The 24827-nt window shown below is 52.5% G+C and carries 21 protein-coding genes; 9 read left to right on the top strand and 12 right to left on the bottom strand.

Annotation, left to right across the window (positions count from 1 at the left end; translation table 11 throughout):
• Positions 1 to 7: 7 nt before the first annotated feature.
• Complete coding sequence (locus J4E05_RS18555; protein ID WP_349598681.1) at positions 8 to 1273, bottom strand: sugar ABC transporter permease; 1266 nt, start codon at positions 1271 to 1273, stop codon at positions 8 to 10.
• 97 nt (positions 1274 to 1370) lie between these two features.
• The gene (xylF, locus tag J4E05_RS18560) at positions 1371 to 2402 is read right to left on the bottom strand and encodes a D-xylose ABC transporter substrate-binding protein (RefSeq protein WP_349598684.1); all 1032 of its coding nucleotides are present in this window, start codon (positions 2400 to 2402) and stop codon (positions 1371 to 1373) included.
• Between the two features lie 237 nt (positions 2403 to 2639).
• Here xylF and J4E05_RS18565 point away from each other — a divergent pair, with 237 nt between their 5' ends.
• Together J4E05_RS18565 and J4E05_RS18570 are read left to right on the top strand one after the other, a co-directional pair.
• Entirely contained in the window at positions 2640 to 3401 is a 762-nt protein-coding gene (locus J4E05_RS18565) for an SDR family NAD(P)-dependent oxidoreductase (protein WP_349598688.1), read from the top strand.
• 96 nt (positions 3402 to 3497) lie between these two features.
• On the top strand, positions 3498 to 5675 hold the full coding sequence (locus tag J4E05_RS18570; protein ID WP_349598691.1) for a dihydroxy-acid dehydratase domain-containing protein: 2178 nt from the start codon (positions 3498 to 3500) through the stop codon (positions 5673 to 5675).
• An 84-nt stretch (positions 5676 to 5759) separates the two neighbouring features.
• Here J4E05_RS18570 and J4E05_RS18575 read toward each other — a convergent pair whose 3' ends face one another.
• From J4E05_RS18575 to J4E05_RS18615, 9 genes are all read right to left on the bottom strand, one after another.
• The gene (locus J4E05_RS18575; protein ID WP_349598694.1) at positions 5760 to 6518 is read right to left on the bottom strand and encodes an ABC transporter ATP-binding protein; all 759 of its coding nucleotides are present in this window, start codon (positions 6516 to 6518) and stop codon (positions 5760 to 5762) included.
• Positions 6515 to 7507 (bottom strand): FecCD family ABC transporter permease, encoded by a 993-nt coding sequence (locus J4E05_RS18580; protein WP_349598697.1) that lies wholly within the window; start codon positions 7505 to 7507, stop codon positions 6515 to 6517. Before J4E05_RS18580 ends, J4E05_RS18575 begins: the two co-directional genes overlap by 4 nt.
• 44 nt (positions 7508 to 7551) lie before the next feature.
• The gene (locus J4E05_RS18585) at positions 7552 to 8571 is read right to left on the bottom strand and encodes an ABC transporter substrate-binding protein (protein WP_349598700.1); all 1020 of its coding nucleotides are present in this window, start codon (positions 8569 to 8571) and stop codon (positions 7552 to 7554) included.
• Between the two features lie 583 nt (positions 8572 to 9154).
• Entirely contained in the window at positions 9155 to 9919 is a 765-nt protein-coding gene (locus J4E05_RS18590; RefSeq protein ID WP_349598703.1) for an SDR family NAD(P)-dependent oxidoreductase, read from the bottom strand.
• Complete coding sequence (locus J4E05_RS18595; protein WP_349598706.1) at positions 9916 to 10977, bottom strand: zinc-binding alcohol dehydrogenase family protein; 1062 nt, start codon at positions 10975 to 10977, stop codon at positions 9916 to 9918. The genes J4E05_RS18590 and J4E05_RS18595 overlap by 4 nt, the downstream gene beginning before the upstream one ends.
• Positions 10978 to 10988: 11 nt before the next feature.
• Entirely contained in the window at positions 10989 to 12098 is a 1110-nt protein-coding gene (locus tag J4E05_RS18600) for a mandelate racemase/muconate lactonizing enzyme family protein (protein WP_349598708.1), read from the bottom strand.
• 30 nt (positions 12099 to 12128) lie between these two features.
• Positions 12129 to 13406, bottom strand: a complete 1278-nt coding sequence (locus J4E05_RS18605; RefSeq protein WP_349598710.1) for a TRAP transporter large permease — start codon at positions 13404 to 13406, stop codon at positions 12129 to 12131.
• Positions 13403 to 13930, bottom strand: coding sequence for a TRAP transporter small permease (locus tag J4E05_RS18610; RefSeq protein WP_349598713.1), 528 nt, complete (start codon positions 13928 to 13930; stop codon positions 13403 to 13405). The genes J4E05_RS18605 and J4E05_RS18610 overlap by 4 nt, the downstream gene beginning before the upstream one ends.
• Positions 13931 to 14006: 76 nt before the next feature.
• On the bottom strand, positions 14007 to 14996 hold the full coding sequence (locus tag J4E05_RS18615; RefSeq protein ID WP_349598715.1) for a sialic acid TRAP transporter substrate-binding protein SiaP: 990 nt from the start codon (positions 14994 to 14996) through the stop codon (positions 14007 to 14009).
• Between the two features lie 156 nt (positions 14997 to 15152).
• On the opposite strand from J4E05_RS18615, the gene J4E05_RS18620 reads away from it, so the two are divergent.
• Entirely contained in the window at positions 15153 to 16133 is a 981-nt protein-coding gene (locus tag J4E05_RS18620) for a GntR family transcriptional regulator (RefSeq protein WP_349598717.1), read from the top strand.
• A 19-nt stretch (positions 16134 to 16152) separates the two neighbouring features.
• On the opposite strand, the gene J4E05_RS18625 is transcribed toward J4E05_RS18620, so the two are convergent.
• Complete coding sequence (locus tag J4E05_RS18625; RefSeq protein ID WP_349598720.1) at positions 16153 to 17046, bottom strand: AraC family transcriptional regulator; 894 nt, start codon at positions 17044 to 17046, stop codon at positions 16153 to 16155.
• Between the two features lie 138 nt (positions 17047 to 17184).
• Between J4E05_RS18625 and J4E05_RS18630 the strand changes: the two genes are divergently transcribed.
• From J4E05_RS18630 to J4E05_RS18655, 6 genes are all read left to right on the top strand, one after another.
• Positions 17185 to 17940: an SDR family oxidoreductase gene (locus J4E05_RS18630; RefSeq protein WP_085590265.1), complete on the top strand. Its 756-nt coding sequence runs from the start codon at positions 17185 to 17187 to the stop codon at positions 17938 to 17940.
• A 474-nt stretch (positions 17941 to 18414) separates the two neighbouring features.
• Entirely contained in the window at positions 18415 to 20004 is a 1590-nt protein-coding gene (locus J4E05_RS18635; protein ID WP_349598723.1) for an AMP-binding protein, read from the top strand.
• Positions 20005 to 20083: 79 nt separating this feature from the next.
• Entirely contained in the window at positions 20084 to 21274 is a 1191-nt protein-coding gene (locus tag J4E05_RS18640; RefSeq protein WP_349598726.1) for an acetyl-CoA C-acyltransferase, read from the top strand.
• Positions 21275 to 21596: 322 nt separating this feature from the next.
• The gene (locus J4E05_RS18645) at positions 21597 to 22295 is read left to right on the top strand and encodes a TetR/AcrR family transcriptional regulator (protein WP_210402869.1); all 699 of its coding nucleotides are present in this window, start codon (positions 21597 to 21599) and stop codon (positions 22293 to 22295) included.
• 185 nt (positions 22296 to 22480) lie between these two features.
• Entirely contained in the window at positions 22481 to 23374 is an 894-nt protein-coding gene (locus J4E05_RS18650; protein WP_349598730.1) for an SDR family NAD(P)-dependent oxidoreductase, read from the top strand.
• Positions 23375 to 23555: 181 nt separating this feature from the next.
• Complete coding sequence (locus tag J4E05_RS18655) at positions 23556 to 24803, top strand: branched-chain amino acid ABC transporter substrate-binding protein (RefSeq protein WP_349598733.1); 1248 nt, start codon at positions 23556 to 23558, stop codon at positions 24801 to 24803.
• Positions 24804 to 24827 lie beyond the last annotated feature (24 nt).

Genomic DNA, 24827 nt, shown 5'->3' on the forward strand with positions numbered 1-24827 from the left:
TTGCCCCTTATGCCGTCGGGTCGCTATAGCGACGGTGGAAATATTTGTCACTAAACACGGCCAGTACCAGAACCAGCCCAATAACGATACTTTGCAAGGATGTATCAACGCCCAGCAACGCCATGCCACTTTGCAGACTTTGCATCACCAGCGCCCCGATCAGCGCGCCATAAATGGTGCCAAGCCCGCCCGCAAGCGAAGTGCCGCCAATAACAACCGCGGCAATAACGCGCAATTCGTCAAGTGTGCCCAGATCATTGCCTGCCGATTGCAAACGTGCCGATGAAATGGCGGCACTGATGGCGCACAAAACCCCCATCAAAGCAAAAACCGCAACGGTCATTCGCTTAACATTGATACCGGCCAGTTCTGCTGCTTGCGGGTTGCCGCCAATGGCAAAAACATAGCGGCCAAAGCGGGTGCGTTTTGCCGCAAGAGTCAACACAATCGCGACCAGAGCGACAATCAACAGCGGAATGGCAATGCCATGTGAAATTTCAAGGTTTTCGGGCGTAGCGGGAATTCCACGTTGCGCCAGAACTTTTTCCGCTGCGCGTGTCGGCAGGTAATAGGCGTTTAACGTTAGTACAGCGGCCAGAACCAGCCCGGCCTTGATGATGGCGTTGGTATATTCCGCCCATATAGGTTTAACGGGAAATTCAAATGACAACCGGCGTCGCCGGTCCTTGATTGCAGCATAAATGATCGCCGCAATGGCAATTGCAGCAACAATCCAGCTCCATGTTGCGCCGATGGTGCCGTTAATACCGCCGCCCAGCAAAATGAAATTGGCGTCGAGCGGGGCAACCGTGCGCCCCTGCGTTACCCACCATGCCGCCCCGCGCCATACCAGCAAACCGCCCAGTGTAACGATAAAGGCAGGCACACCAAGATAACCAACAGCAACCCCCTGAATACCGCCAATTAACGCCCCGATGACAATGCCAACCAGCAAGGTAATGATCCAGGTCATCGGATGGTTATAGGCCAGGAATTGCGGCAGGATGTCGGTTTGCACGACCCCCATGATCATGGCGAGCACGCCAAGGATGGAGCCAACGGACAAATCAATGTGGCGGGTCACAATAATTAAAACCATGCCACAGGCCATAACGGCCACAGATGCTGTTTGTACCGACAGGTTGAATATATTGCGCGGGGTAATAAAGCGCCCGCCGGAGGCCAGGTCAAAGCCGATCCATATGATCAGCAATACGGCGGCCAATCCGACCAGACGGCGATCGACTTCCATTTTGGCAAGTATCTTGGTCATGTAATGTGCTCGTCAGGCAGCGGGGCCGGTGCTGTTGGCGTCCGGCCCCGTGGTTTCGCAAGATTGCGAGAAGGAATAAACGGGCAAAAGCTGTGCTTTAGTTGCAGGCAGCAACCGTGCCGCTTTTAACGCCTTTGCAGACGACATCCTTGCTTACCCATCCGGCATCGATCACCTCATTAAGGTTATCCCGGGTAATGGCAACCGGAGTAAGGAAATAGGATTTCATGACGGTGCCGTTCGGGCTGGTCCAGTCCTGTGTGCCTTTGACATCCCCCAGTTTGGTGCCTTTGGCGAGCTCGACGGCAATTTCAGCGGCGCGTTGCCCTAAAACGCGGGCGTCTTTCCAGACCGAAACGGTCTGTGTTCCCAGGGCAACCCGGTTAAGGGCGGCATGGTCGCCATCCTGCCCGGAAACGGGAATGCCCTGCATGCCCTGTGCGGCGAGGGCCGCAATTGCGCCACCTGCGGTACCATCGTTCGAGGCAACAACCGCATCAACCTTGTTATCATTTGCGGTCAAAAACTGTTCCATGTTGCGCTGGGCAATGGCTGGCTGCCAGCTTTCGGTATAGGCTTCGCCAACGACCTTGATGTCGCCACTGTCAATGGCGCTTTGCAACACTTCCAGTTGGCCCTGATGCAAAATGTTGGCGTTGGGATCAGTCGGGGCACCCTTGATGAAGACGTAATTGCCCTTGGGCTGTTTGGCATAAACCGCTTCCGCCTGAAGGTAGCCGACTTTTTTATTATCAAAGGTAATGTAATAGGCGTTCGGGTTTTCGATCAGCCGGTCATAACCAACAATCGGAATGCCTTCATTAATGGCCTGGGTAACGGCAGCACCGATGGAGGATGAATCCTGGGCCAGAACAATAAGGGCATTGGCCCCACGCGAAATCAGGCTTTCGATATCGCTTAGCTGTTTGCTGGGCGAGCTTTGAGCATCGGCACTGATATATTCAGCACCGGCCGCATCCAGCGCCTTGACGATGGCGGCTTCGTCGGTTTTCCAGCGTTCTTCCTGAAAATTGGACCAGCTGACACCAACAACAAGATCGGCGGCAAATGCGTTCATCGATAGCAATACGGCGCCGGTGAAAGCAGCCGATGATAGAAGCTTTTTCATTTGTTTCTTCCCTGAGTGAAATTGCCTTGGATCGACATTTATTTTTGTTATCGAAAAAATGTTGACGCGTCCGACGTGTCCTGTCAAATTTTTTTTGGTGATTGACCTAAAAAATGTGCGCAATGGTTTTGCAAATGCACAAATTGCGGCTCAAAAATTGAATTTTTCTGCCAATTTCTTATTGCGGCGCAAAATTTAATTCACCGAATAAAAATAAACATTATGGCGGGAAACAAAATGTCAGCGACCTATCACGATATAGACGGTAAATCGGTTTTGGTGACCGGCGGTGCCTCGGGAATTGGGGCATCGATTGTGCGTGCATTTTGCAACCAGGGTGCCAAGGTCGGGTTTTTCGATATTGATGATGCCGCTGGCCATGCCCTGTGTGACAACATCGAAAACGATTTGGGCATTCGCCCGATTTTTAAATCAATTGATTTGCGCGACCAGCACCAGATACCAGAAGCCGTTACGCAAATGGCAGCACAAATTGGCCCCATCACAGTACTGGTTAACAACGCCGCCCGCGATGACCGCCATAGCCCTGCGGAAACCGGCCCCGACGAATGGCGCGACCGGCTGGACGTTAATTTATCCCATCAGTTTTTTTGCGCACGTGCCGTGGCACCGGGCATGGCGAAACAGGGGCAGGGCAGCATCATTAATTTCAGTTCTGTCAGTTATTTACTTGGTTTGCCCGATTTGGTGGCTTATGAAACGGCCAAGGCCGGTATTGTCGGCATGACCCGGGCGCTGGCACGTGACTGGGGGGGCGATGGCATTCGGGTAAACACTGTCACGCCGGGCTGCATCATAACCCAACGCCAACTTGATTTATGGATTACCCCGGCAGATGAAGCACGCATTCAGGACCAGCAATGTGTAAAACGTCGCCTGATTAGCGAGGATGTGGCCCAAATGGTGCTTTTTCTCGCATCCGATGTTTCCTCGGCATGCTCTTCGCAAAATTTTATCGTTGATGGCGGGCTGGTATAATCCGTATCTTGCGCCCAACGTGATTATCAGACCTGCACCGAACAGCATATAATGCTGTTTACCCACCTTTGCCCTCAAACGTCCGAGCCAACAGCCATGTCCCGCCCTGCTGCCGCAAATGAACCGATCATCATCAATGAAAAGGCAAATCCTTATCGTGATTGTATTCAGGGGTTGGCAAATCAGCCGATTACGGTTGTTCGCCTGCTGCGTGATGCCATAAATGAAAACCCCGCAGTTGCGAGGGACCGCACGTTTAATGTGCCGGAAATACATGATGTTGTTGGACGTCTGGTTGAAAACCGGCCCCGTGTCGCAATTATTGCCGGCGCACCGGACCATCCCGCCCATTTGCTGGATCGCCCACAGGCCCTGATGGCGGCAATCCGTATATGGGAAGCGGGCGGGGTACCTTTTTTGTTCCATGTCCCCGTGATTTGCGACGGCACAGCACAAAACAATATCGGCCAAAGTTATTCGTTGGTATCTCGCAATAACACAGCCGCCGCGGTTAATATTACCTTTGAAGGCCACAGCTACCACGCCGCCTATGTCATTGCGGGATGCGACAAATCGCCCGCAGCCGTCGTGGCCGGACTGGCCGCCGCCGATCTGGCGCGTGCTCATCGCGGTGACCAGGCACCGGTCTGGGCGGTTTTTGCCCCCTCACATGTGCTGAAAGGCGGCGAAATACCCGATGGCACCAGGCGGTTACTTGACAAAATTGCCGCCGATGCCGACCACGCCGGGCATGATGATCTGGGGGGGGATATTCGCGAAAACATGCGTTACATCCTGCAATGCACATCTGACGAGGCCTTTGCCGGTTTGCTGGAACGTGCCCGTTTGATTGGGCTGATTGACGGTGCAATGGAACGCCGCGTGCTTGACGAACTGGCCGCTGCCACCTGTGATTCCAAGGGCGGCATTTGCGCCTTTAATGGCACAGGCAATTCATCGCGTACCATGCTGGCGGCCTTCGGGTTAACCCCGCCCGAACTTGAACTGTTAACGGATGTGCCACCCTTTGCTGCGGTTGCCGCCGGCATTGATGCGCTGTTTGCCGCCTTTAACAAGCCGGAATATGCGATTGGCAATTTGTTAAAGCGCAACTTTGCCAATTTTGTTCGTATTCATAACGCTACCGGGTCCAGCAGCAACATGTTGCTGCATCTGCCATTTATGATGCGTTATGCCGGGTTTGACATTACGATTGACGATTATCAGGATGTACGCACGAAAACACCCGTTCCCGAAATTTTTGCCCATAGCCTGACCGAAAACCGCGACACCTTTGTTTTGGCCCAGCAAATGGCCGAAGGCAAAAACCGGGGCATGGAAAGCATTTATCGGGTGCTAAGCGACCTTGGGGTGCCGATGGATCTTGATGCCCCCACCATTTTAGGAAAAACCTGGGCCGAACGGATTGCAAACCTTGATAACCCGGTGGATCTTTCACTGGGTGATAAATCGGTTATCCGGGCAACGCCGGTACGGGCGCGGTCCGGTGTTGATGTGATCACCGGCAGCTTTTTTGAAAACTGTGCCGTCAAGACATCGGGGATGAGCGACCATTTGCTCAACCACTTTAACGATCATGTGTTTATCGTGCGTTATTACGAAAATGAACATCTGTGCAACGCCGATTTTTCCGCCCCCGACATGGTTGATCGCCTGATGAAAACCGAAGGTGTGGACCATGACCTGATTGCCGCAATTGTTAAACGGAATGGCGGCGGCGAGATTCATGGCCAGGACATTGACCTTGCGACATCACGCGACTTGCTGGCACAGGGGCATTTGTCCTTTGCATTTGTAATTGGCGGGCAGGGGCCGGAAGCATATGGCATGCCCGAGATGTTTTCACCATCGCAGAACTTGCGTCATCACCGCATTCTGGAAGCATCGAGCATGCTGATTACCGACGGACGGTATTCGGGCGTCACCAAAGGTGCCTGTATCGGGCATATGGTGCCAGAAGCCTTTGTTGGTGGCGGCATTGGTTATTTGCAAAACGGCGATGTGCTGCGCCTTGATTTGACCAGACTGACGTTGGATTGGCTGGAACGCGAAGCCTTTATCAACGGTAGCGAAATGTGCGCAAACCCGGTTGACCGGCCCGAGCGTCAACCGCTATTTGCCGCAAGACAAACCCGCATGATCAACCGCCAGCAGGATATTGCCGCCAGCAACGTTATGGACCATGTATCGAACGCCGCACGTGGTATTGTGCCAGGTGTGGTTGACCGGCGTGCTGTCAAACCCTGGCGGTAATTCTCGTTTTCCAAGGCAACGGAAAAACGTCTTTACGATTTTTCCGTTGCCTTGTTTCCCTGTATCTAACGCCAGAGGAAGGTTTCATTTCCTGAAAAAGATATGAAATGTATCATCATTGGGCGCATAGAAATCGCATTCTACGCGGAAAACATTTTGCAGTAAGTCAGGCGTCAAAACATCAGTCGGCTTACCATTAGCGATAACTTTTCCCCGATCAAGCACGAGCAAATGATCGCAAAACATCGCAGCATGGTTCAGGTCGTGCAGCGCAACGATGCTGGTTAACCCCAGTTGGGTAATCAGTCGTAAAATTCCCAATTGATGTTGAATATCAAGATGATTGGTTGGCTCATCAAGAAATAACTCGCGGGGTTGCTGTGCCAGCGCACGCGCTATGTGAACGCGTTGCCTTTCACCGCCCGACAAACTCTGCCAACTAACCTGCCGGAACTCACTCATACCCACTTGCTCTAAAGCAATGTCGACAGCGTTCGTATCAAAATGGCTCCATCCGGCTAACGGATTTCGATGGGGGGTACGTCCCAATCGAACAACATCTTCAACAGCAACATTTATCTCGGTTGTGGCATGTTGCTGTACCAACGCAACACGTCGTGCCAAATCACGCCGGGGGATGTTGATTATGTCGTTGCCTTCCAGTGTCACTTTACCGGAAACAGGACGTCGTAACCCTGCCAGCAATCGTAATAATGAAGATTTTCCAGACCCGTTAGGGCCAATCAAACCCAGGACTGTCCCGGGGGCTACATTGAGTGATACATTATCAACAATCGTCTTGCGACCAATACGCCACACCAGATTTTCTGCCTGAATGCTCATGCGGCTTGTCTCGCACGATAAAGTATTAGCGAAAAGCACGGCACACCAACCAACGCGGTCACAATGCCGATGGGGAGGGTCTGTTGCGCCAAAACACTGCGCGATACAATGTCAGCCAATACCATAAATACGGCCCCCACCAGCGCACATGCGGGTAGCAGGCGCATATGGCCCGGTCCGATCAAAAAACGCACCGCGTGGGGCACAACCAGTCCGACAAAACCAATCGAGCCGACCATGCTAACGATTGTTGCCGTTATTAAGGCTGTTACACCAAAAAGTATGATCCGGACGCGCGCGATATGAATTCCCAGTGATGCGGCCGCGTCATCCCCAAATGTAAATGCGTCAAGTGCTTGCGCATGCCAAATGCAAATTGCCAACCCGATAATGATGATAATAATTAAAAGCTGAAACTCGGGCCAGCGTACGCCACCAAAACTACCTAATAGCCAAAACATGACGTCGCGTGCTTGCTGCGCGTTACCCGATGTTGTTACGATATAGGCAGTCAAGGCGTTAAAGAGTTGCGCGGCAGCCACACCTGCCAAAATGGTTCTGTCCGGCCCGCCTCGTCCGCTGTTCGAGAGTACCGCGACAAAGATGAAAGCAGCCATTGCCCCGGCAAAAGCCCCCATCGACAACGACACGGTGCCAGCACCGACCCCCATGATCACGATTGCGACAGCACCGGTTGATGCCCCGGCCGAAACGCCAAGAACATATGGTTCGGCAAGCGGGTTTCGCAACAAAGATTGTAAAATAGCCCCGCACATCGCCAGGCCGGCCCCGCAAAGCGCCGCCACAAGGGATCGACTTAAGCGCAGGTTCCAGATGACGCTGTCCTGTATCTGACTGATATTGACGGAACTAAATCCCAAATGATTGCTAATCGACAAAGCAACTGTGCGTAAGGGAATCCGCATTTCGCCAATCCCGACCGCCATCGCAATTGCAAAAACCAGAATAACGACCGAAACCAGAAGCAACAGTTCAAACCGGAAGGTTCTTTTTGATATTATAGACGCCGGATTCACTTATCGAGCCCAAGTTCTTCAAGTTGTACCGCAATTTCTTCCGCGCCATAGATTGTGCGGACGGTGGGGTTCATTGCGGCACCATTCATGATGACGATATGATTATTGCGTACCGCATCCATCAATCGAACCGACGGGTCATTCTTCAAAAACGCGATTTTGTTTTCTGCCTTGTCCAGATCCCAGCGATTGCGATCCAGCGAAGCGGCAACAATTACCGTGGGTTTGGCAGAAATTATGCCTTCCCAGCTTACAGTTGGCCATTCTGCCTCGGTGGTAATGGCATTGTGCCCCCCTAACACATCGGCAATAAAACCTGATGCCCCGTTTTTGCCGCCGAGATAAGCATTATCGGCAGCAGATGCGCTGGAAAACCAGAACAAAAAGCTTAAATCCGGGTTTGATTTGAACCGTTCGCGCAGAGCCGCTTCACGCCGTTTAAATTTTGAAATAAGGTGTTGGCCACGATCAGAAACATCAAAAATGCGCGAAAGCTCATCGATCTCCTGATAAAGAAGATCCATATTCCATAGTTTTTCCCGACTTCCGTAAATGTCACTCGTATCCTTGCGGGTATTACAGACACCGGGCGACAGATAAGCGGGAATGCCAAGAGATGAGAAATCTTCACGCTTGGCAACCTTGCTGTCGGGACCAAGCAACAATGGCAATTGGGCCGCCACAAAATCCGGCTCTTCTGCGAGAATAGATTCAAGCGTCGGTTTCTCGACCGTCAGTAATTTAACCTTTTCATTCTCCTTGGCCAATTCGGGCAGAACCTGCGTGGGCCAGAAAGCGGATGCCTTTACCCGATCAGAAAGCCCTAGCATAAGAAGAATTTCAGCGCTGTTCTGCCCAAGAGCGACAGCCCGTTCAGGAGCTTTGTGAAAAGTTACCTTGACGCCGCAATTCTCTAATGAAAACGGATATTTAGTCGGTTCTGCTTTTGCCGCCGGGATAGCCAGAAAAAATGTCATAAAGCAAAAAAGAACGAGCAAAGATTGATCGCGCGTCATGTACCACTACCTCGTGGGAGAATGAATTTTGACAGTAGTATCTTGCGCAAGATGAAAAACACAAGCAAATTACGCGAATAAATCTTAATTTCATTCGCAAATAAAGATTGAAAAGATCAACTAATGATTTAGCCAGATGCACGCCGGTCGCGCGGAGATGCCCGCGACGCGCTAAAACGTGTGCAGCTATTGAAGTTTTCTGTCCGTGCAGTGAAGATTTGACAAAATACTATAAATTTAGCGCTGATTAACGGCGCAAGATAAAATATGCAATTTCAGATAGGTTGGAGATCAAAGACGTTATAGCGCAGATAGTCTTTTGTTTGTAAAGGGCGTGCTGTGGGGGCTTTTCCCGGTCACAAAAACCGGAACCAACCTGCGCGCTGAAGACAGGCCCATAAGCCTTATCTGGTTACGAACGATAGAAATGCTGCCAAAAACCAACATTAAGACAAATGAACTGATGCGTTATTTTCAACCCGTTCCGCCGTGGGAAAACAAAGCAGAACAGGTCCATAACAGGTCGCGATCGGCGGCAATGGACACTATCAGACGTAAATAGGACAATGTTGGGATAGAGCCCCTAAAACCCGTGCAAGGCACCGCCATCAACGACCAGAATTTCGCCGGTTACATATTTTGCCGCCCGCGATGCCAAATATGTCATGGCCCAGCCGATATCTTCGGGGTCGCCGAAACAATCCATCGGGATGCGGGCGCGGATTTTGGCGAAGCGGGCCGGGTCGGTTTGGGTGGCTTTTTCAAAAAGGTCGGTTCTGATCCAGCCCGGCGCCACACCGTTTACCCGGATTCCATCTGGTGCCAGTTCGGTTGCCAGGGCACGAACCAGCCCGACATAGGCTGCCTTTGCCGCCGAATAGCCAATGACATGGGGAATACCCAAAAAGGATGCCATTGATGCGGTAAACAGTATCGATCCTTTTCCGTTTGCCTGGCGAATTTGTGGCAAAAAAGCCTGACTGAGCGAGAAGGCACCGGTCACATGGGTATTCATGACATTGGTAAAATCATCCACCCCCATATCATCGACCGGTTTTTTCACGGTATTTCCAGCATTGTTGACCAACACGGATATCCTGCCAAATCGGCTTTCAACGGTTTTTGCGAAATCACGGCTGTTACTGGTATCTGTTACATCAAAACAAATGATTTGAACTTTGCCGTCCAGTTCCTTGCGAACAGTTTCCAGTTTGGTTTCGCTTGTGCCGGTTAAAATGACCTCGGCACCGGATTGCAAAAAGCATTTGCCAATTGCCTTGCCCAAACCGCCACTGCCACCCGTAATCAGAGCGCGATGGCCTGAAAGCGAAAAAGGAGTTTCTATCATTTTTTGTCCCCGTTTTCGGCGTTTGCATTGCCAAGACGAACCAGAATTTTGGTAATACCGCCGGGATTGGCAGCCCATTCGCGCATTGCGCTATCGGCCTGTTCAATAGAAACTGTCCGCGAAATGATAATATCGGCGCAGGCAGGATTATCGTGAAGAAACCAGATGACTTTTTCAAAATCCTGCCGGGTTGCGCCACGTGACCCCAGAATTTCGATTTCCTTGGACACAAACAGCCGGGTTTCAAACTCGACCGGGACTTTGGTGTAGCCCACATAAACAACCCGGGCACATTGCGAGGCGACATCTACTGCCTGCCGAAAGGTATGGGGGCTTCCGGCTGCTTCAAGAATAACCGACGGACCTTCGCCGTTTGTCAGGGAAAGCAAACGGGTGATAACATCTTCGGTACTGGCATTGATAATTTCAACCGCACCAAGCTGACGGGCAATTTCAAGCTTTTTCGCCGAAAGATCGACAGCGATAACATGAGCACCTTTGCGCAAAGCCGCCAAAAGGATACCCAAACCGATCATGCCGACGCCTAAAACAACAACTTTTTCACCCGGTTGAATACGAGCGCGTTCAACAGCATGAAAACCCACTGCCAGCGGCTCGACAAGGGCGGTGTCACGTTGACAAAGGGTATCAACCGGGATGATGTGGCGATATGGCACACAGGTATATTCGGAAAGCGCACCTTCGCGTTGTACCCCCATTGTCTGATTATTCCGGCACGCATTGGGCCGGTTGTTGCGGCACGCAATACAGGTTCCACAGTTAAAATAGGGCAGGATGGTAACCTGCTGGCCTGTCACATAATCATGCGGTACCGCCGTGCCAATGTCATCGATGACACCCGAAAGTTCGTGGCCTGGAACACGTGGAAAATCAACCATCGGGTTGCGACCCTGAAAACTGCTAAGGTCTGATCCACAATAACCAACATAACGCAAGGCGACCCGCACCTCGCCCGGACCGGGAACCGGTACGGGACGGGTGGTTAGACTGATATTATCAGGACTGGTGATGCAAATGGATTTCATATGTTCAGTCATGACAAATTTCCTTATGCCACACCGAAGCGATCCAGGGCATCGTCCCGCAAGGTGGTACCGGCGCCGGGTTGTTGCGGAACAAGAAAATAACCATCCTCGACTGTTGCCGGGTCGGTAAAGCATTCGCGCAACCACGGGATATATTCCAACATCGTATTTGACGGATGACCAATGGCGGTATGAATGTGGGTTTGCATCATGTCGCCAACATGTGACACCACCGGCAAACCATAATTCAGGGCCATATCGGCAACCTGGATCCACGGCGTTACCCCGCCCAGGCGCGCGACATCGGGTTGGGCATAATGCAGGGCACCGGCCTCGATGAAACTTGCAAAATTGTGCGGCAGGTAAAGCTGTTCGCCAAGTGCGATTGGCGTGGTAATGCTTTCAGCAAGGCGTTTATGGCTAATGACGTCATCGTACCATAACGGTTCTTCAAACCACATCACATCGGTATCGGCCAGATATTTGCCAAAGCGCATTGCTGTTGGCAAATCCATCAATCCATTGGCATCAACCGCCAGGGTAACATCGGGACCAATGGCCTTGCGCACGGCTTCCAGTCGTTTGATATCAGTACTCAGGTTGGGGCTGCCAACCTTGATTTTAACACCGGTATAACCATCCTCCTGAACAAGACGGCGGCAATCATCAACCAGGGTTTCCATCGACCAGTTCAACCAGCCACCATCAGTATTATAAGCGCGAATTTTGCGTGCCTTGCCACCCATTTCCTGCCAAAGCGGCATATTGCTGGCCTTGGATTTGATATCCCACAGCGCAACGTCAATTGCGCCCAGTGCCAAATGAGTAATGCCGCCACGGCCAACCCATTGTACCGGCGGGAACCGTTCCATTTCGCGCCACAGGGCCGTTACCTCCAGCGGGTTACGACCGATAACAAGATCGGCAAAGCAGGTTTCAATACACTGCGTGATCAAACGGTCGCTTGGCAAATGGGCGTGAGTACCGGAATACCCGTACCCGGTAATTCCGGCATCGGTTTCAATAATCACACCGGGCGCGCCCCAATGGGTGAGGGAGTGGGTGCTGTCCGATACCCCGTTCCGGGTGACCGGAACATGGAGAATGAAGGTTTTAACGGCGGTGATTTTCAATTTACCAGGTCCTTTAAAGCGACAGTGGATTTAACGGTAAAGCAGGGATGGCAGGCCAAGGCTGAGTTGTGGAATGAAAGCCAGCAGCATCAACACAACAACAAGGGGCACCAGAAACGGCGCGGTTGCCCTGACACATTCTTCAAAGCGCACGCCCGATACCCGCGACAGCACATAAAGCACCATCCCGACGGGCGGTGTTAACAGCCCTAACATCAGGTTTAGAATAACGATGATTCCCAGATGCACCGGGTCGATTCCGACAGTGTGCGCGATGGGCAACAGAACCGGCACCAGGATGGTGATGGCAGCGATGGTTTCCATAAAACAGCCCACAACCAGCACCAGAACCATCATTAAAAAAATGATCATGTATTTGTTATCGGTAAAGCCGAGAACAAAGTTTGCCAAATGCTGGGCGGACTGGTTGGCGGTCAAAATCCAGGCAAAAACGGCGGCAGAACCCACAATCAGCATAATTGCCGCTGTTGTTTCGACAGTATCCATAGTGACGCGCAATAAATGCTGCATGGTCAAAGTGCGATAAACCGCAAGCCCCAGAACCAGTGAATAGGCGACGGCGGCAACGGCGGCCTCGGTTGGGGTGAACAGACCGGTTGAAATACCGCCGATAATAATGACCGGGGTCATTAGCGGTAAAAAGGCGGCCTTGCTGGCCGTTCCGAGACCAGACAGGGAAAAGGCCCGATCGCGCGGATAATTGCGGCGATGAGAATACCACGCCACCATCGCCATCAAGGCAACTGCCATTAAAAGGCCCGGCACCACACCGGCCAAAAACAATTGCCCGATCGAAACCTGGGCAATTACGCCATACAAAACCAGCGGCAGGGATGGCGGGATAATAGGCCCGATGGTTGAGGATGCCGCCGTAATACCAACGGCAAACCCGGTTTCATAACCTGCATCGCGCATGGCCTTGATTTCGACATTACCAAGCCCGCCGGCGTCGGCCACAGCGGCCCCCGACATCCCGGCAAAAATCACGCTGGCGCCAACATTAACATGGCCCAGCCCGCCAGGTAGCCAACCGACAAGCGCACGGGCAAAGTTAAAAATGCGCACCGTAATACCGCCGGTATTCATCAAATGACCGGCCATGATGAAAAACGGCACCGCAAGCAATGGAAAGCTGTTTACACCATTAATCATGTTATGGAGCATGCTGATCGGCGGCATGCCCGCAATGATCAGATAAACCAGCGATGACCCGGCAAGGGCCACGGCAACCGGCGCACCACAGACCAGCAAAACAGCCAACAGAATAAACATGATAGCAAGGGTCATGCACCGGACCTCCGCAAGGTATGAAAACCGCGTATCAATGTGACAATGGCGGTGATTGCCAGACAAACCACGACCGTCCAGAACAGGTAGGCACGTGGCACATCAATGCTGATCATGCGCTGGTGGCCCATACGATTTGCCAACGCCACCCCGGACCAGGCCGCGTAACCAAAAAACACTGCCGTCACCATATCCATCAGGAAAAACAGGGCGCGTGATGCAGCCTTGGGAATGTAAAGATGGAAAAAGTCCAGATAGATGTGGCTTTTCTTGCGTGCACAAATAAAGGCACCCGAAAACGTAACCACGATTAACAGATACCGGGCCACTTCTTCGGTCCAGGGGATGGAACTGTTCAATGCGTAACGTGAAAAAAATTGAAGGAAAACGACAAGAACAAGTCCCCAAAACAGCACAAAAACCGGCGCATCCCACCAGGAAATATCGCTAATGTCGCTTTGTCGGGAATCAATTTGCGAGGTGATTTCCCCGGCAATTCTCTGGTCGTCGGAAAGGTTGTTCATTATTGACCTTCACCATACCTGGCCACAGGAGGGGGCGAACGATTAAACAATCATCCGCCCCGAAATAACCGGATACTTACTTGCCGATGGCTTCCAGACGCTTAAATGTCTCGGGGGACCAAGGCATGTCGGCCTTTTGCAAAAGTGGCTGAACGATATCCATAAATGGCTGACGATCAACGTCATGAACGTTCACGCCCTTGTCCTTGAACCACGCAACAAGGCTGTTTTCCTGATCGCGTACATCCTGGGTGGCTTTGGTGGCGGCATCTTTCAATATTTTGAAAATGATGGTGCGATCTTCTGGTGACAAATCACCATATGTCACACCTGACATCACTGTGGTCAGCGTAGCAGTGGTATGGCTGGTCAGGCTGATATCGCTTTGCACTTCATAGAATTGGCCGGCTTTAATGGTCGGCAACGGGTTTTCCTGCGCATCAACCACCCCCTGTTGCAAACCAAGATAGACTTCCGAAAATGCCATCGGGGTGGGATTGGCCCCAACCGCTGTCGGAAACAACGTATAAGCAGGGGCATTGGGCACGCGTATTTTAAGGCCCTTCATATCGGACGGCTTCAGAATTGGCTTGTTCGATGTAACCTGGCGCGTACCGTAATAGGTGTGCGTTACCAGAACATTGCCTGTCGCATCCTGATAGCCCTTTGCCATTTCATCGCGAAGGTCGCTGTTCCAGAAGGCCTGCCAATGATCAAAATCACGAAAAACAAACGGATAATCGAGAATACCGATTTCGGGATAGCTTTGCGCCATGAAGGCCGGGCCCGTGTAAATCAGGTCAATGGTGCCCAACGACAAACCTTCATTGATGGCTTCTTCATTGCCGAGCGATGAGGACGGGAAAACCTGCATTTCATAACGGTCATCCGTCTGTTTTTTAATCGCCTCGGCGGCATCAAGCAGCACCTTATGATAGGGCGTTGATTGATCATAAACATGGGCGAATTTCAGGATCGTGGTGGCATGTGCCGCAGAAAACAGACCCAGCGTAAGCGTGGTAGCCACTGTGACAGCCGGGATCACTTTACGAAGTGAAAAAGACATCGGGTTTCCTCCCTTGGAATATATCGAAGCGGTGTGTTTTTGCTTTTGTTGGATACGAGATCTAGCAAAAACGTATATTGAGCGCAATATCCATTTTTAAATGAATTGACGAAATGTAGCTCTACAGGGGATAAATCGTGGAAAAAGAGGCCCCGGATGAAAACCGAACCACCGCGCATCAACGATGCGGTTTATAAAATTTTGAAATCGAATATTGAACAAAACCGGATTCCCTGTGGTGTGCGTATTCGGGAAACCGATGTGGCACGCCTGCTTGATGTAGGGCGGGTGCCGGTGCGTGCTGCCCTTGCGCGCCTGGAAGGCGAGGCGATACTTGTGAACGCGCCAGGGCAGGGATATGTCCGCACGGGTAAGGCCCCATCGGCCGTCGTGCGATTTGCCGATCTCGAACTTGATATTGACCCGGAACTTCTTGAAATACTGGGTAATCGCAACTGGCGTATGCGCATTTTCGACGAAGCTGAACTAACCGTTGCCTCGGCACTGGTTTTTGGTGCCTACAGCATCAGCGAAGCGCGGCTTGCGGGCCATTATGGCGTAAGCCGCACCATTGCCCGTGAATTTCTAAGCCGGATTGAACGGGTAGGGCTGGTAGCACAATTGCCAAATGGGCGCTGGCAGGCAGGCCCCATGACCGACAAGGACATTCGTGACCATTACGCCATGCGGTGCGCCCTCGAACCGCTTGCGCTACGCGAAGTTGCTGCGACCCTGGAAAAAACGCTCGTTGGTAAAATGATTGACCGACTTGAAAAAGCGCAGCACGAAATTGAAACAGTCACAACAGACGATATCTTGCGGCTGGAAAAGGATTTACACGTTGATATCGTTTTAGGGGGCACTAACCGGCCAATGAATGATGCGATCCATCGTAGCCAGTTACCGCTGATTTCCACCCATATTTCCTTTGTCGCCACCCAGTCATATGACATCGTTGAAAATACGATTAACGAACATCTGGCGATAGCCTTTGAACTGAAAGCAGGCAATGGCATTGCCGCATCTCAACTGCTGGAACAGCATTTAATACGGGCCCGCGAAACCACCTTGCGCCGACTATCGGATTTGCAAGACAGCCATTTGCCAAACCGTCCTGATTTTCTGGTACCGTTATAACGACAGATCAGAATATGCTTTATTCAGCCGCCCTGACGCCAATGATTTGACGATCCCGATCTTTACCCGGGGGCAGGCCAAACATACGGCGATATTCGCGTGTAAATTGTGAAACACTTTCATATCCAACGGCATATGCCACGCTGCTTGTGGTAATGGTTTCAGACATGAACCGGCGGCGGGCTTCGATAAGACGTAACTGTTTTTGAAATTGCAGTGGTGACAGCGACGTTACCGCACGAAAGTGATGATAAAACGATGACGGGCTCATCCCGGCAACAGCGGCGAGATCATCAACCGGAATGGTCTGGTCAAATTTCGCCTGTAAAAATTCAATCGCACGGGCGATGCGCTGGCTGTGGCTGTCGGGCCATCCCAATTGGCGAATTGCCGCCCCATGCGCACTGGTTAAAAGCCAGTAATGCAGTTCACGAACCAATTGTGAGTAAAGCAACTTAACTGATTGTGGATTATTGCATAATCGTACCAGACGCAAAGCAGCATCGGCCACGTCTGCTTCGGTTTTTGCGCACCGCGCCGCGATATCGTTGGTATCTGCAGGAACGTCCATCTGCACTGCAAGTTCAGCGACAATCGCAAGATCAAGATCCATCACCAGCGACATATAGGGCGCATTCGGGCTAGCCACAGTGATTTGGCTGGCCGTGGGAACATCGGCCGTAATTAACAGGGTATCGCCTGCAGTAAGCGTTAAATTGCTGGTACCCATTGCCACTTGTTTTTCACCTTGCAGCACGAAACAAACCAGCGGTCGTGAAATCGCATAATCAAGGCCACCTGGCTTTGTCGCGCAAATGGCGGTTAGGCCGGGAATGGGGGTTTGGGCAATTCCGGTCTTTTCAGGCAAAGACGCAAGAAAGGATTGCACGTGTTCCATAAGCTGATGTGTCATGACCTGATATTACGTCAAACACCGGGGTGGCGTAAACAGGAATTGGAGGATTAGGCTAAGCATATAGAGGTTTCGGCAACGACGCGGGAGGCGGCTGGATTGTAAAAGACACAACCCAAAAGACAAAAGGAGTTGTCGATGACCAAAATTGCAATCGTAACCGGTGGTAGCCGTGGCCTTGGCCGCAACACAGCCATTAACATTGCCCGCAAGGGCAGTGACGTGATCATCACCTATCAAAATAACCACGCCGCCGCACTCGATGTTGTTGCCGAAATTCAGTCGATGGGCCGCAAAGCAGCAGCCTTGCAGCTTGATATTGGCGATGTCGCCGGTTTTGCCTCTTTTGCCGAAAACCTGTCAACCCGGTTAAAGGATGACTGGCAACGTGAAACTTTTGATCATTTGGTAAACAATGCCGGACATGGCGATATGGCACCGTTTGCCGAAACCACCGAAGACCAGTTTGACAAGCTGGTTGATGTTCACTTCAAAGGCGTATTCTTTTTAACCCAGACATTGCTGCCGCTTATTACCGATGGCGGGCGCATTGTTAACCTTTCGTCCGGGTTAACGCGGGTTTCTTATCCGGGTTTTGGCGCCTATTCGGCAGTGAAAGCCGCTGTCGAGGTTTTAAGTGTTTATATGGCGAAAGAACTGGGCGCACGTGGCATTGCCGTTAATACCGTGGCACCCGGGGCAATTGAGACCGATTTTCTGGGCGGAGCAGTGCGCGACATGCCCGACCTGAACAAGGTTTTTGCCGATATGACCGCCCTTGGCCGCGTTGGCGTGCCCGACGACATTGGGCCGATGATTGCAAGCCTGCTTTTGGAAGACAACCGCTGGATTAACGGCCAACGCATCGAGGTATCTGGCGGCCAGACCATTTGATAACATAAATTAAATTCCTGAATTCCCCGAACCGTCAGGCTACTTGTCTGGCGGTTCGGGTTAAATAACTAAATAGCACTTTACCCAATAACATCTGGGGGAGGGGGCGCCCATATGGCATTCCCGACAGCTGAAGCATTTATATATAGCACTCAATAAACATTCACACACTTGATAGTTAATGTTGACATAGAACCATCATTAGGTCATTGATATCGACGCGACGTGGCGCAGCTGTGTTTAGAATCAAGTACCTACAGGGATTACGGTAAGAGTGGAAAACAGCATAGGAGCAATGCTGTGTTTTACCCGAACCGCACTTTAAAGCCCATTTTGGTTCAGGGATCGTCACCACTTGGGGCCGTAACCGGGGCAACAATTGCCCCTTTCCCGGCGAAACAACCGCTAGCGTTCGCAGAAATTGAATGTCGGCCAAGGCATGATTGCCGCGCCACCAGAGATATCGGAGTTCGAATGATAGACGGTGCCATGCAGCGATATGCGCTGACGCTCGATAAGTTTCTGGATCATGCAGCCAAGTGGCACCCTGATGTTGAGGTGGTCAGCGCGCGCCCTGATGGCGTACTGGAACGGGTGGGCTATGCCGATCTAAAAGACCGTGCGCAACGATTGTCGCAGATATTGGTCGACCGCGGGATCGGGCTGGGCGATCGCGTGGCGACACTGGTATGGAACAGCCAGGCCCACGTCGAAGCATGGTACGGAATTATGGGGATCGGGGCAGCGTGCCATACGTTAAATCCCCGGCTAACGGTTGAGCAAACGGCAAGCATTCTTGCGCAGTCCGAAGCGCGTATTTTGATTGTCAGTGCCGACCTGGTGCCGCTTGCACGCCAGATTGTTGCCCATACCCCGTTGCAACATATTCTGGTGGTGGATGGCGAGGCCGACCTTGACGCTGCGCAGGCCGAAGGACTTGCCATCACCGCGATGGCGCCGTTAATTGCGGCGGCGTCAAACGACATTGCCTGGGGCGGGTTTGATGAAATAACCGCGTCCGGGCTGTGTTTCACCTCGGGCACCACCGGCGCGCCCAAGGGGGTGAGCTATACCCATCGTTCAAGTTACCTTCATACATCGCGTTTGCTTCAGGCGGACGTAATTGGCATTACCGCAGCCGACACCGTGCTGGCAATGGTGCCGATGTTTCATGCCAATGCCTGGGGTTTGCCGTTTGCAGCCCCGGCCGTGGGCGCAAAACTGGTATTGCCGGGGCGTTTGGCCGACGGGGCCAGTCTGGCAAAACTGATCACCTCGGAAGGGGTCACGGTTGCGGCAGGGGTGCCCACAGTCTGGCTGGGGCTGGTCGAGCATCTTGAAGCCTGCGGCGGTGAAGTGCCGACCTTAAAGCGCATTTTAATGGGCGGCGCCCCCATGCCACCCGCCCTGATGGCGCGCCTTGAAGAGCGACTTGGCGTAGCAGTACAAACCAGTTGGGGCATGACCGAGCTTTCCCCGTTAGGTGCAATGTCATCGCCCTGTGATAGTGAAAGAACCGCCTCGGTTTCCGGCCGTCCATCGGTTGGAATAGATATGTTATTGACCGATGCCAACGGCAAAGCCCTGGCAGAGCAACGTAATGTCGAGGGACATTTGCGGGTGCGCGGTTGCTCGGTGGTTGAGCGGTATCTGGGCGACGATAAAAGTGCGACCGATGCCGATGGCTGGTTTGATACCGGCGACCTTGCCCGGATTGATGATCGTGGCAACCTGATGATTACCGGGCGCGCCAAGGAACTGATCAAATCGGGCGGCGAATGGATTAACCCCGCCGAAATCGAAGCCATTGTTAGCGCCCTGCCGCAAGTATCACTGGCCGCCGTCATTGCCCGACCCGATGAAAAATGGGGTGAACGGCCGGTGCTGCTGGTTGAAATGCGCAAAAATCAAACCATCAGCGACGATGACCTTCGTGCGTCTTTGCGTGGACGCGTGGCATCGTGGTGGATACCCGATGTTGTGGTGCGCGTGCCCAGCATGCCCCGGGCATCGACCGGAAAAATAGACAAACTGCGCCTTCGCAGCGAATACGGCATCGCCTGAACCATAACAGATGGCAGCACGCAGCGTGATTATGACGTTGCGAATGTAAAGCCAGCGGATTGAAAACGGGAGAATACGCATGAGAGAAGCCGTCATCGTCAGCACTGCGCGCACCGGTATCGGGCGCGCCTATCGCGGAAGCCTGAATGCCATTAAATCGCCGACGCTGGCCGGCCATGTTTTACAACACGCTGTGGCGCGAGCCAAAATTGATGCCGCCGAGATCGAGGATTTTATTCTGGGTACGGTTTTGGCTGCCGGAACCGCGGGCATGAACCTGGCGCGCAATGCGGTCTTTGCGGCTGGCCTTCCGGTAACGGTGCCGGGCCAGACCATGGACCGACAATGTGCATCGGGCCTGATGGCGATTGCAACCGCCGCCAAACAGATCATGGTTGATGGTATGGATATTGTTGCCGCCGGCGGGCAGGATAATATTTCGGCGGTGCAGGACCGTTATTTTTCCTGGATACAGGAAGATGCCGACGAAAATGTTAGTGCCGGTGCGCCCCACGCCTATATGCCGATGTTAAAAACGGCTGAATTTGTTGCCAACAAATACGGCATCAGCCGCGAGGCACAGGATGAATACGGCCTGCAATCGCAGTTACGCACCGCAAACGCGCAGGCCAATGGCTTGTTTAACGACGAAATCGTGCCGATTTCAACCCGTATGAAAGTGCAGGACAAGGAAACCGGTGTGGTGTCAGAACGTGAGGTCACCCTTGATCGCGATGAAGGCAACCGCCCCTCGACCACTTTAGATGGCTTGGCCGGGCTAAAGCCGGTTATCGACGGCGGCGTGATTACGGCCGGGAATGCCAGCCAGCTTTCCGACGGCGCATCGGCCTGTATTTTGATGGATGCAAAACGGGCGGAAAAACGCGGATTGTCTCCGCTGGGAATATATCGCGGCATGGCGGTAGCTGGCTGCCCGCCCGAAGAAATGGGCATCGGCCCGATATATGCCATTCCCAAATTGTTAAAACAACACGGGCTTGGCGTTAAGGATATCGGGCTGTGGGAGCTAAACGAAGCCTTTGCCGTGCAAGCACTTTATTGCCGGGACCATTTGGGGATTGATCCCGCCATTTACAATGTGAATGGTGGCGGCATTTCGATAGGCCATCCTTATGGTATGACTGGCGCGCGTCTTGTCGGCCATGCGCTGTTAGAAGGACGTCGTCGTGGTGTGAAATATGTTGTGGTGACCATGTGTGTCGGCGGCGGCATGGGGGCTGCCGGGCTGTTTGAAGTGAATAATGCCTAACGCCAGGATCCAGATTATGAATACCGGGCGGGTAGCGCAAAAGCGAAGCATACCCGGTTATCAGCCTGTCAAATCGTTTGGATATCACAAGCCTTCGCGGTTATGTTGATAGCGGTTTTTAGTGGCCCTGTACGGTGAAGCCGGTGTGATCCTGCCCCCGGCAATGCCGCACAGGCCTTTGATCTTGCGTGAGACCTTAAATGACACGGTGCCGTTATCCGGACCGCGTCGCCCTGATCTGGCAAAGGCTGCGGGGAAGGTGCCGTGCGCAAGGTACAACGATTTGTCCGATGGTGGATCATAATTTGGAAAGGTATCAAACTTGTCTGTAGAGAAGAAATCGCGGCCCAGAAGTTCGACCAAGGCAGAACAGCGTGCCGAGATGATTGAGAAGATACTCGATGCTGCTGAATATCTTTTTTCCAGACATGGTCTGTATGGCGTGACCTTAAAGGATGTCGCCAAATATGTTGGCGTGCATCACACATTGATCAATTACTATTTCGAGGACAAGAAACAGCTGTTCGATGCCGTGTTTGAACGCCGGGCCGTTATTACAAGCGAGCGACGTCTGCGCGTCCTTAAGGAATACGAGCTTGAATGTGACGGCAAGCCAACGGTGGAAGGCGCGCTTCGGGCCTTTCTTGATACCGACCTTGATTTATATATCGAAGGCGGGGATGGCTGGAAAAACTACGCTGCCCTCGGCGCGCAAGTAGCCAATACTCCGGAATGGGGCGCGGACATGATGGACAAGCATTTTGACCCGGTTGTTTTGCGCCTGATTGACCTTCTTAAGGCTGCGTTGCCTGATAGTGCGGAGGAAGATATTTTTTGGGGATATCACTTTGTCACCGGGGCATTAATGCTGACCCTGGCGCGCACCGGACGTATCGACAAGTTGTCGGGGGGTTTGTGCAAATCGGGCGATTTCGTCGCAGTTAAGGAGCGCATGGCAACCTTCATGACAGCTGGTTTTCTTGCAGTTTGCAAGGAACGTTCTGCGCCGAAGATGCCGTAAGACAAAGCGACCAAATTTGAGGCTGACAGTGCGTTTGCGGTAACGGTTTCCCTTCGTACTGCCAGGGAATATGACACGAAATTATGGGGCCCCGAACCGGGGCCGCAGCAAAAGAAACTCTTGCGTTTTTATTATTAATTCACTAGTGAGTTAATAAGTTGCCGATGACAATAAGGGATACAAAAATGGAGCTTCGGGATCGTACTGCAATTGTGACCGGTGCGGGCGGGGGATTGGGCCGGTGCCATGCACTTTTGCTGGCCAGCCTTGGCGCACGGGTTGTTGTCAATGATATGGACGGCGACAGTGCAACACGTGTTGCTAGCGAAATTAACGCCAATGGTGGCGAGGCAATTGCCTTTGCAGCATCGGTAACCGATGAAGCCCGGATTGGCGAGATGGTTGAACACACCATGTCGGCATGGGGCCGTATTGACATTCTGGTCAATAACGCCGGTATCCTGCGCGACAAAAGCTTTGCCAAGATGGACCTGGCCGATTTCCGTCTGGTCGTTGATGTTCATCTGATGGGTGCGGCCATTTGCACCAAGGCCGTATGGGAAATCATGCGCCAGCAAGGCTATGGCCGCATTGTGATGACCACCTCGTCCTCGGGTCTTTATGGAAATTTCGGCCAAGCCAATTACGGGGCGGCGAAAATGGCATTGGTCGGCCTGATGCAAACACTGGCGCTGGAAGGCGAGAAATACAACATTCGCGTTAACTGCCTTGCCCCGACCGCTGCCACGCAAATGACCGATGGCCTGCTGGCCCCCGATGCCCTTGCCAAACTTGCCCCGGACCTTGTTAGCCCCGGCCTTTTGGCGCTGGTGGGCGAAAAGGCACCGACACGGGCAATAATGTGCGCCGGAGCGGGGCATTTTGCCTGTGCAAATGTCACCCTGACCCCGGGTGTGCAAATTGGCGACGGTGAAAATGCTCCTGCGCGTGTGGTCGCACAGTGGGACCAGATCAGCGACCGCCAGGGCGAAATTGTTCCGGGATATGGCTTTACCCAGGCGGAACGCGAACTGGCCGGAGCAGGTGCAGAACCCGAGACCCTGTTTTCGAAAGCCTGATTGTTAATTTTGTTAAAGTGCGCGGCCTTATGCCGGGCCGCGCATTACGACAAAGAACACAAGAAAATACGCAGAAGATACCAAGGGCCGACGTCAATACCGACGGAACGGTCTGTGTAAAAAGGCAGTAATAACTGCAACAAAGGGGCGGATGACCCGCTTCTCAATCAGGGAGGAACCTATGAAGAAACTAGTTGCTTCGACGGTGCTTGCGCTGTCTGTGATCGGGGCATCCGTTGTGCCCGCCGCCGCCGATAATATTAAAATCGGCTATGTCGACCCACTTTCCGGTGGCGCTGCCAGCATTGGCCAGATCGGCCTTAACCAGCTTAACTTCATCGCTGACGCCGCCAATAAAAATGGTGGCATTAATGGCGAACAGGTCGAGGTTATCGGTTACGACAACCAGATTAACCCGCAGACCAGCCTTGTTCAGGTACAAAAGGCCATTGATGAAGGTGTTCGCATCATCATTCAGGGTAACGGGTCTTCGGTCGGCTCTGCCATCGAAGGGTTCGTTGCCAAATATAATCGCCGGAACCCCGACGCACATATCGTTTATCTTAATTACGGCGCGATCGACCCGGTTATGACCAATGATAATTGCAGCTATTGGCATTTTGGGTTCGATGCCAATACCAATGTCAAAATGGCCGCTTTGACCAACTTTATCAAACAGCGTGCTGAAATCAAAAAAGTCTATCTGATCAATCAGGATTATTCGTTTGGTCACGCAGTCGCCGATACCGCCGTCAGCATGCTTAAGGAAAAGCGCCCCGACATCGAAATTGTCGGTAACGAATTCCATCCGCTGGTAAAAATCACCGACTTTTCCCCTTATATCGCCAAAATCAAGGCTTCAGGTGCTGATACCGTGATCACCAGCAACTGGGGACAGGACTTTTCCCTGTTGATCAAGGCTGCCGGTCAGTCCGGGCTGGATGTGAACTGGTATACCTATTATGCCGGTGCCGCTGGTGGCCCCACCGCGATTAAACAGGCTGACATGGCGGGCCGGGTTTTCCAGATTAACGAAGGTATCAGCAATCTTGGCTATGAGCCGGCCGAAAATACGGCCCGCGAATATGGCGCACGTTACAAGGATGCGCCGGTATTGTTCCCGCGTATTTTCAATACAACTGCCATGCTGTTCAAGGCCATTGAAGCTGCCGGCTCGCAAGACCCGGCCGATTTCATCCCCAAGCTTGAAGGTATGAAATATGCCAGCTTCTCGGCCGGGGGGGACAGCTTTATGCGTAAAGACGACCATCAGCTGTTCCAGCCGCTTTATATTTCTTCGTTCAGGCCTCTTGCCAGCGACAAGGCATTTGACGAGGAACACACCGGATGGGGTTGGAACAAGGTAGGCGAAATTGCTGCCAAAGATACCGTTGTTCCGACCACTTGCGAAATGAAGCGTCCTGGCTGACGAATGATCAAGCGGCGTTCGGAC

Origin of the sequence: Thalassospira sp. NFXS8, from assembly GCF_040148805.1 — a bacterium.
GTDB lineage: Bacteria > Pseudomonadota > Alphaproteobacteria > Rhodospirillales > Thalassospiraceae > Thalassospira.

Coding starts and splice junctions, on each gene's coding strand:
- J4E05_RS18625 (WP_349598720.1), bottom strand. CDS start 17,046: ATGACACATCAGCTTATGGAACACGTGCAATCCTTTCTTGCGTCTTTG.
- J4E05_RS18590 (WP_349598703.1), bottom strand. CDS start 9,919: ATGATAGAAACTCCTTTTTCGCTTTCAGGCCATCGCGCTCTGATTACG.
- J4E05_RS18605 (WP_349598710.1), bottom strand. CDS start 13,406: ATGACCCTTGCTATCATGTTTATTCTGTTGGCTGTTTTGCTGGTCTGT.
- J4E05_RS18640 (WP_349598726.1), top strand. CDS start 20,084: ATGAGAGAAGCCGTCATCGTCAGCACTGCGCGCACCGGTATCGGGCGC.
- J4E05_RS18565 (WP_349598688.1), top strand. CDS start 2,640: ATGTCAGCGACCTATCACGATATAGACGGTAAATCGGTTTTGGTGACC.
- J4E05_RS18615 (WP_349598715.1), bottom strand. CDS start 14,996: ATGTCTTTTTCACTTCGTAAAGTGATCCCGGCTGTCACAGTGGCTACC.
- J4E05_RS18555 (WP_349598681.1), bottom strand. CDS start 1,273: ATGACCAAGATACTTGCCAAAATGGAAGTCGATCGCCGTCTGGTCGGA.
- J4E05_RS18595 (WP_349598706.1), bottom strand. CDS start 10,977: ATGACTGAACATATGAAATCCATTTGCATCACCAGTCCTGATAATATC.
- J4E05_RS18635 (WP_349598723.1), top strand. CDS start 18,415: ATGATAGACGGTGCCATGCAGCGATATGCGCTGACGCTCGATAAGTTT.
- J4E05_RS18585 (WP_349598700.1), bottom strand. CDS start 8,571: ATGACGCGCGATCAATCTTTGCTCGTTCTTTTTTGCTTTATGACATTT.
- J4E05_RS18620 (WP_349598717.1), top strand. CDS start 15,153: ATGAAAACCGAACCACCGCGCATCAACGATGCGGTTTATAAAATTTTG.
- J4E05_RS18650 (WP_349598730.1), top strand. CDS start 22,481: ATGGAGCTTCGGGATCGTACTGCAATTGTGACCGGTGCGGGCGGGGGA.
- J4E05_RS18570 (WP_349598691.1), top strand. CDS start 3,498: ATGTCCCGCCCTGCTGCCGCAAATGAACCGATCATCATCAATGAAAAG.
- J4E05_RS18655 (WP_349598733.1), top strand. CDS start 23,556: ATGAAGAAACTAGTTGCTTCGACGGTGCTTGCGCTGTCTGTGATCGGG.
- xylF (WP_349598684.1), bottom strand. CDS start 2,402: ATGAAAAAGCTTCTATCATCGGCTGCTTTCACCGGCGCCGTATTGCTA.
- J4E05_RS18630 (WP_085590265.1), top strand. CDS start 17,185: ATGACCAAAATTGCAATCGTAACCGGTGGTAGCCGTGGCCTTGGCCGC.
- J4E05_RS18610 (WP_349598713.1), bottom strand. CDS start 13,930: ATGAACAACCTTTCCGACGACCAGAGAATTGCCGGGGAAATCACCTCG.
- J4E05_RS18575 (WP_349598694.1), bottom strand. CDS start 6,518: ATGAGCATTCAGGCAGAAAATCTGGTGTGGCGTATTGGTCGCAAGACG.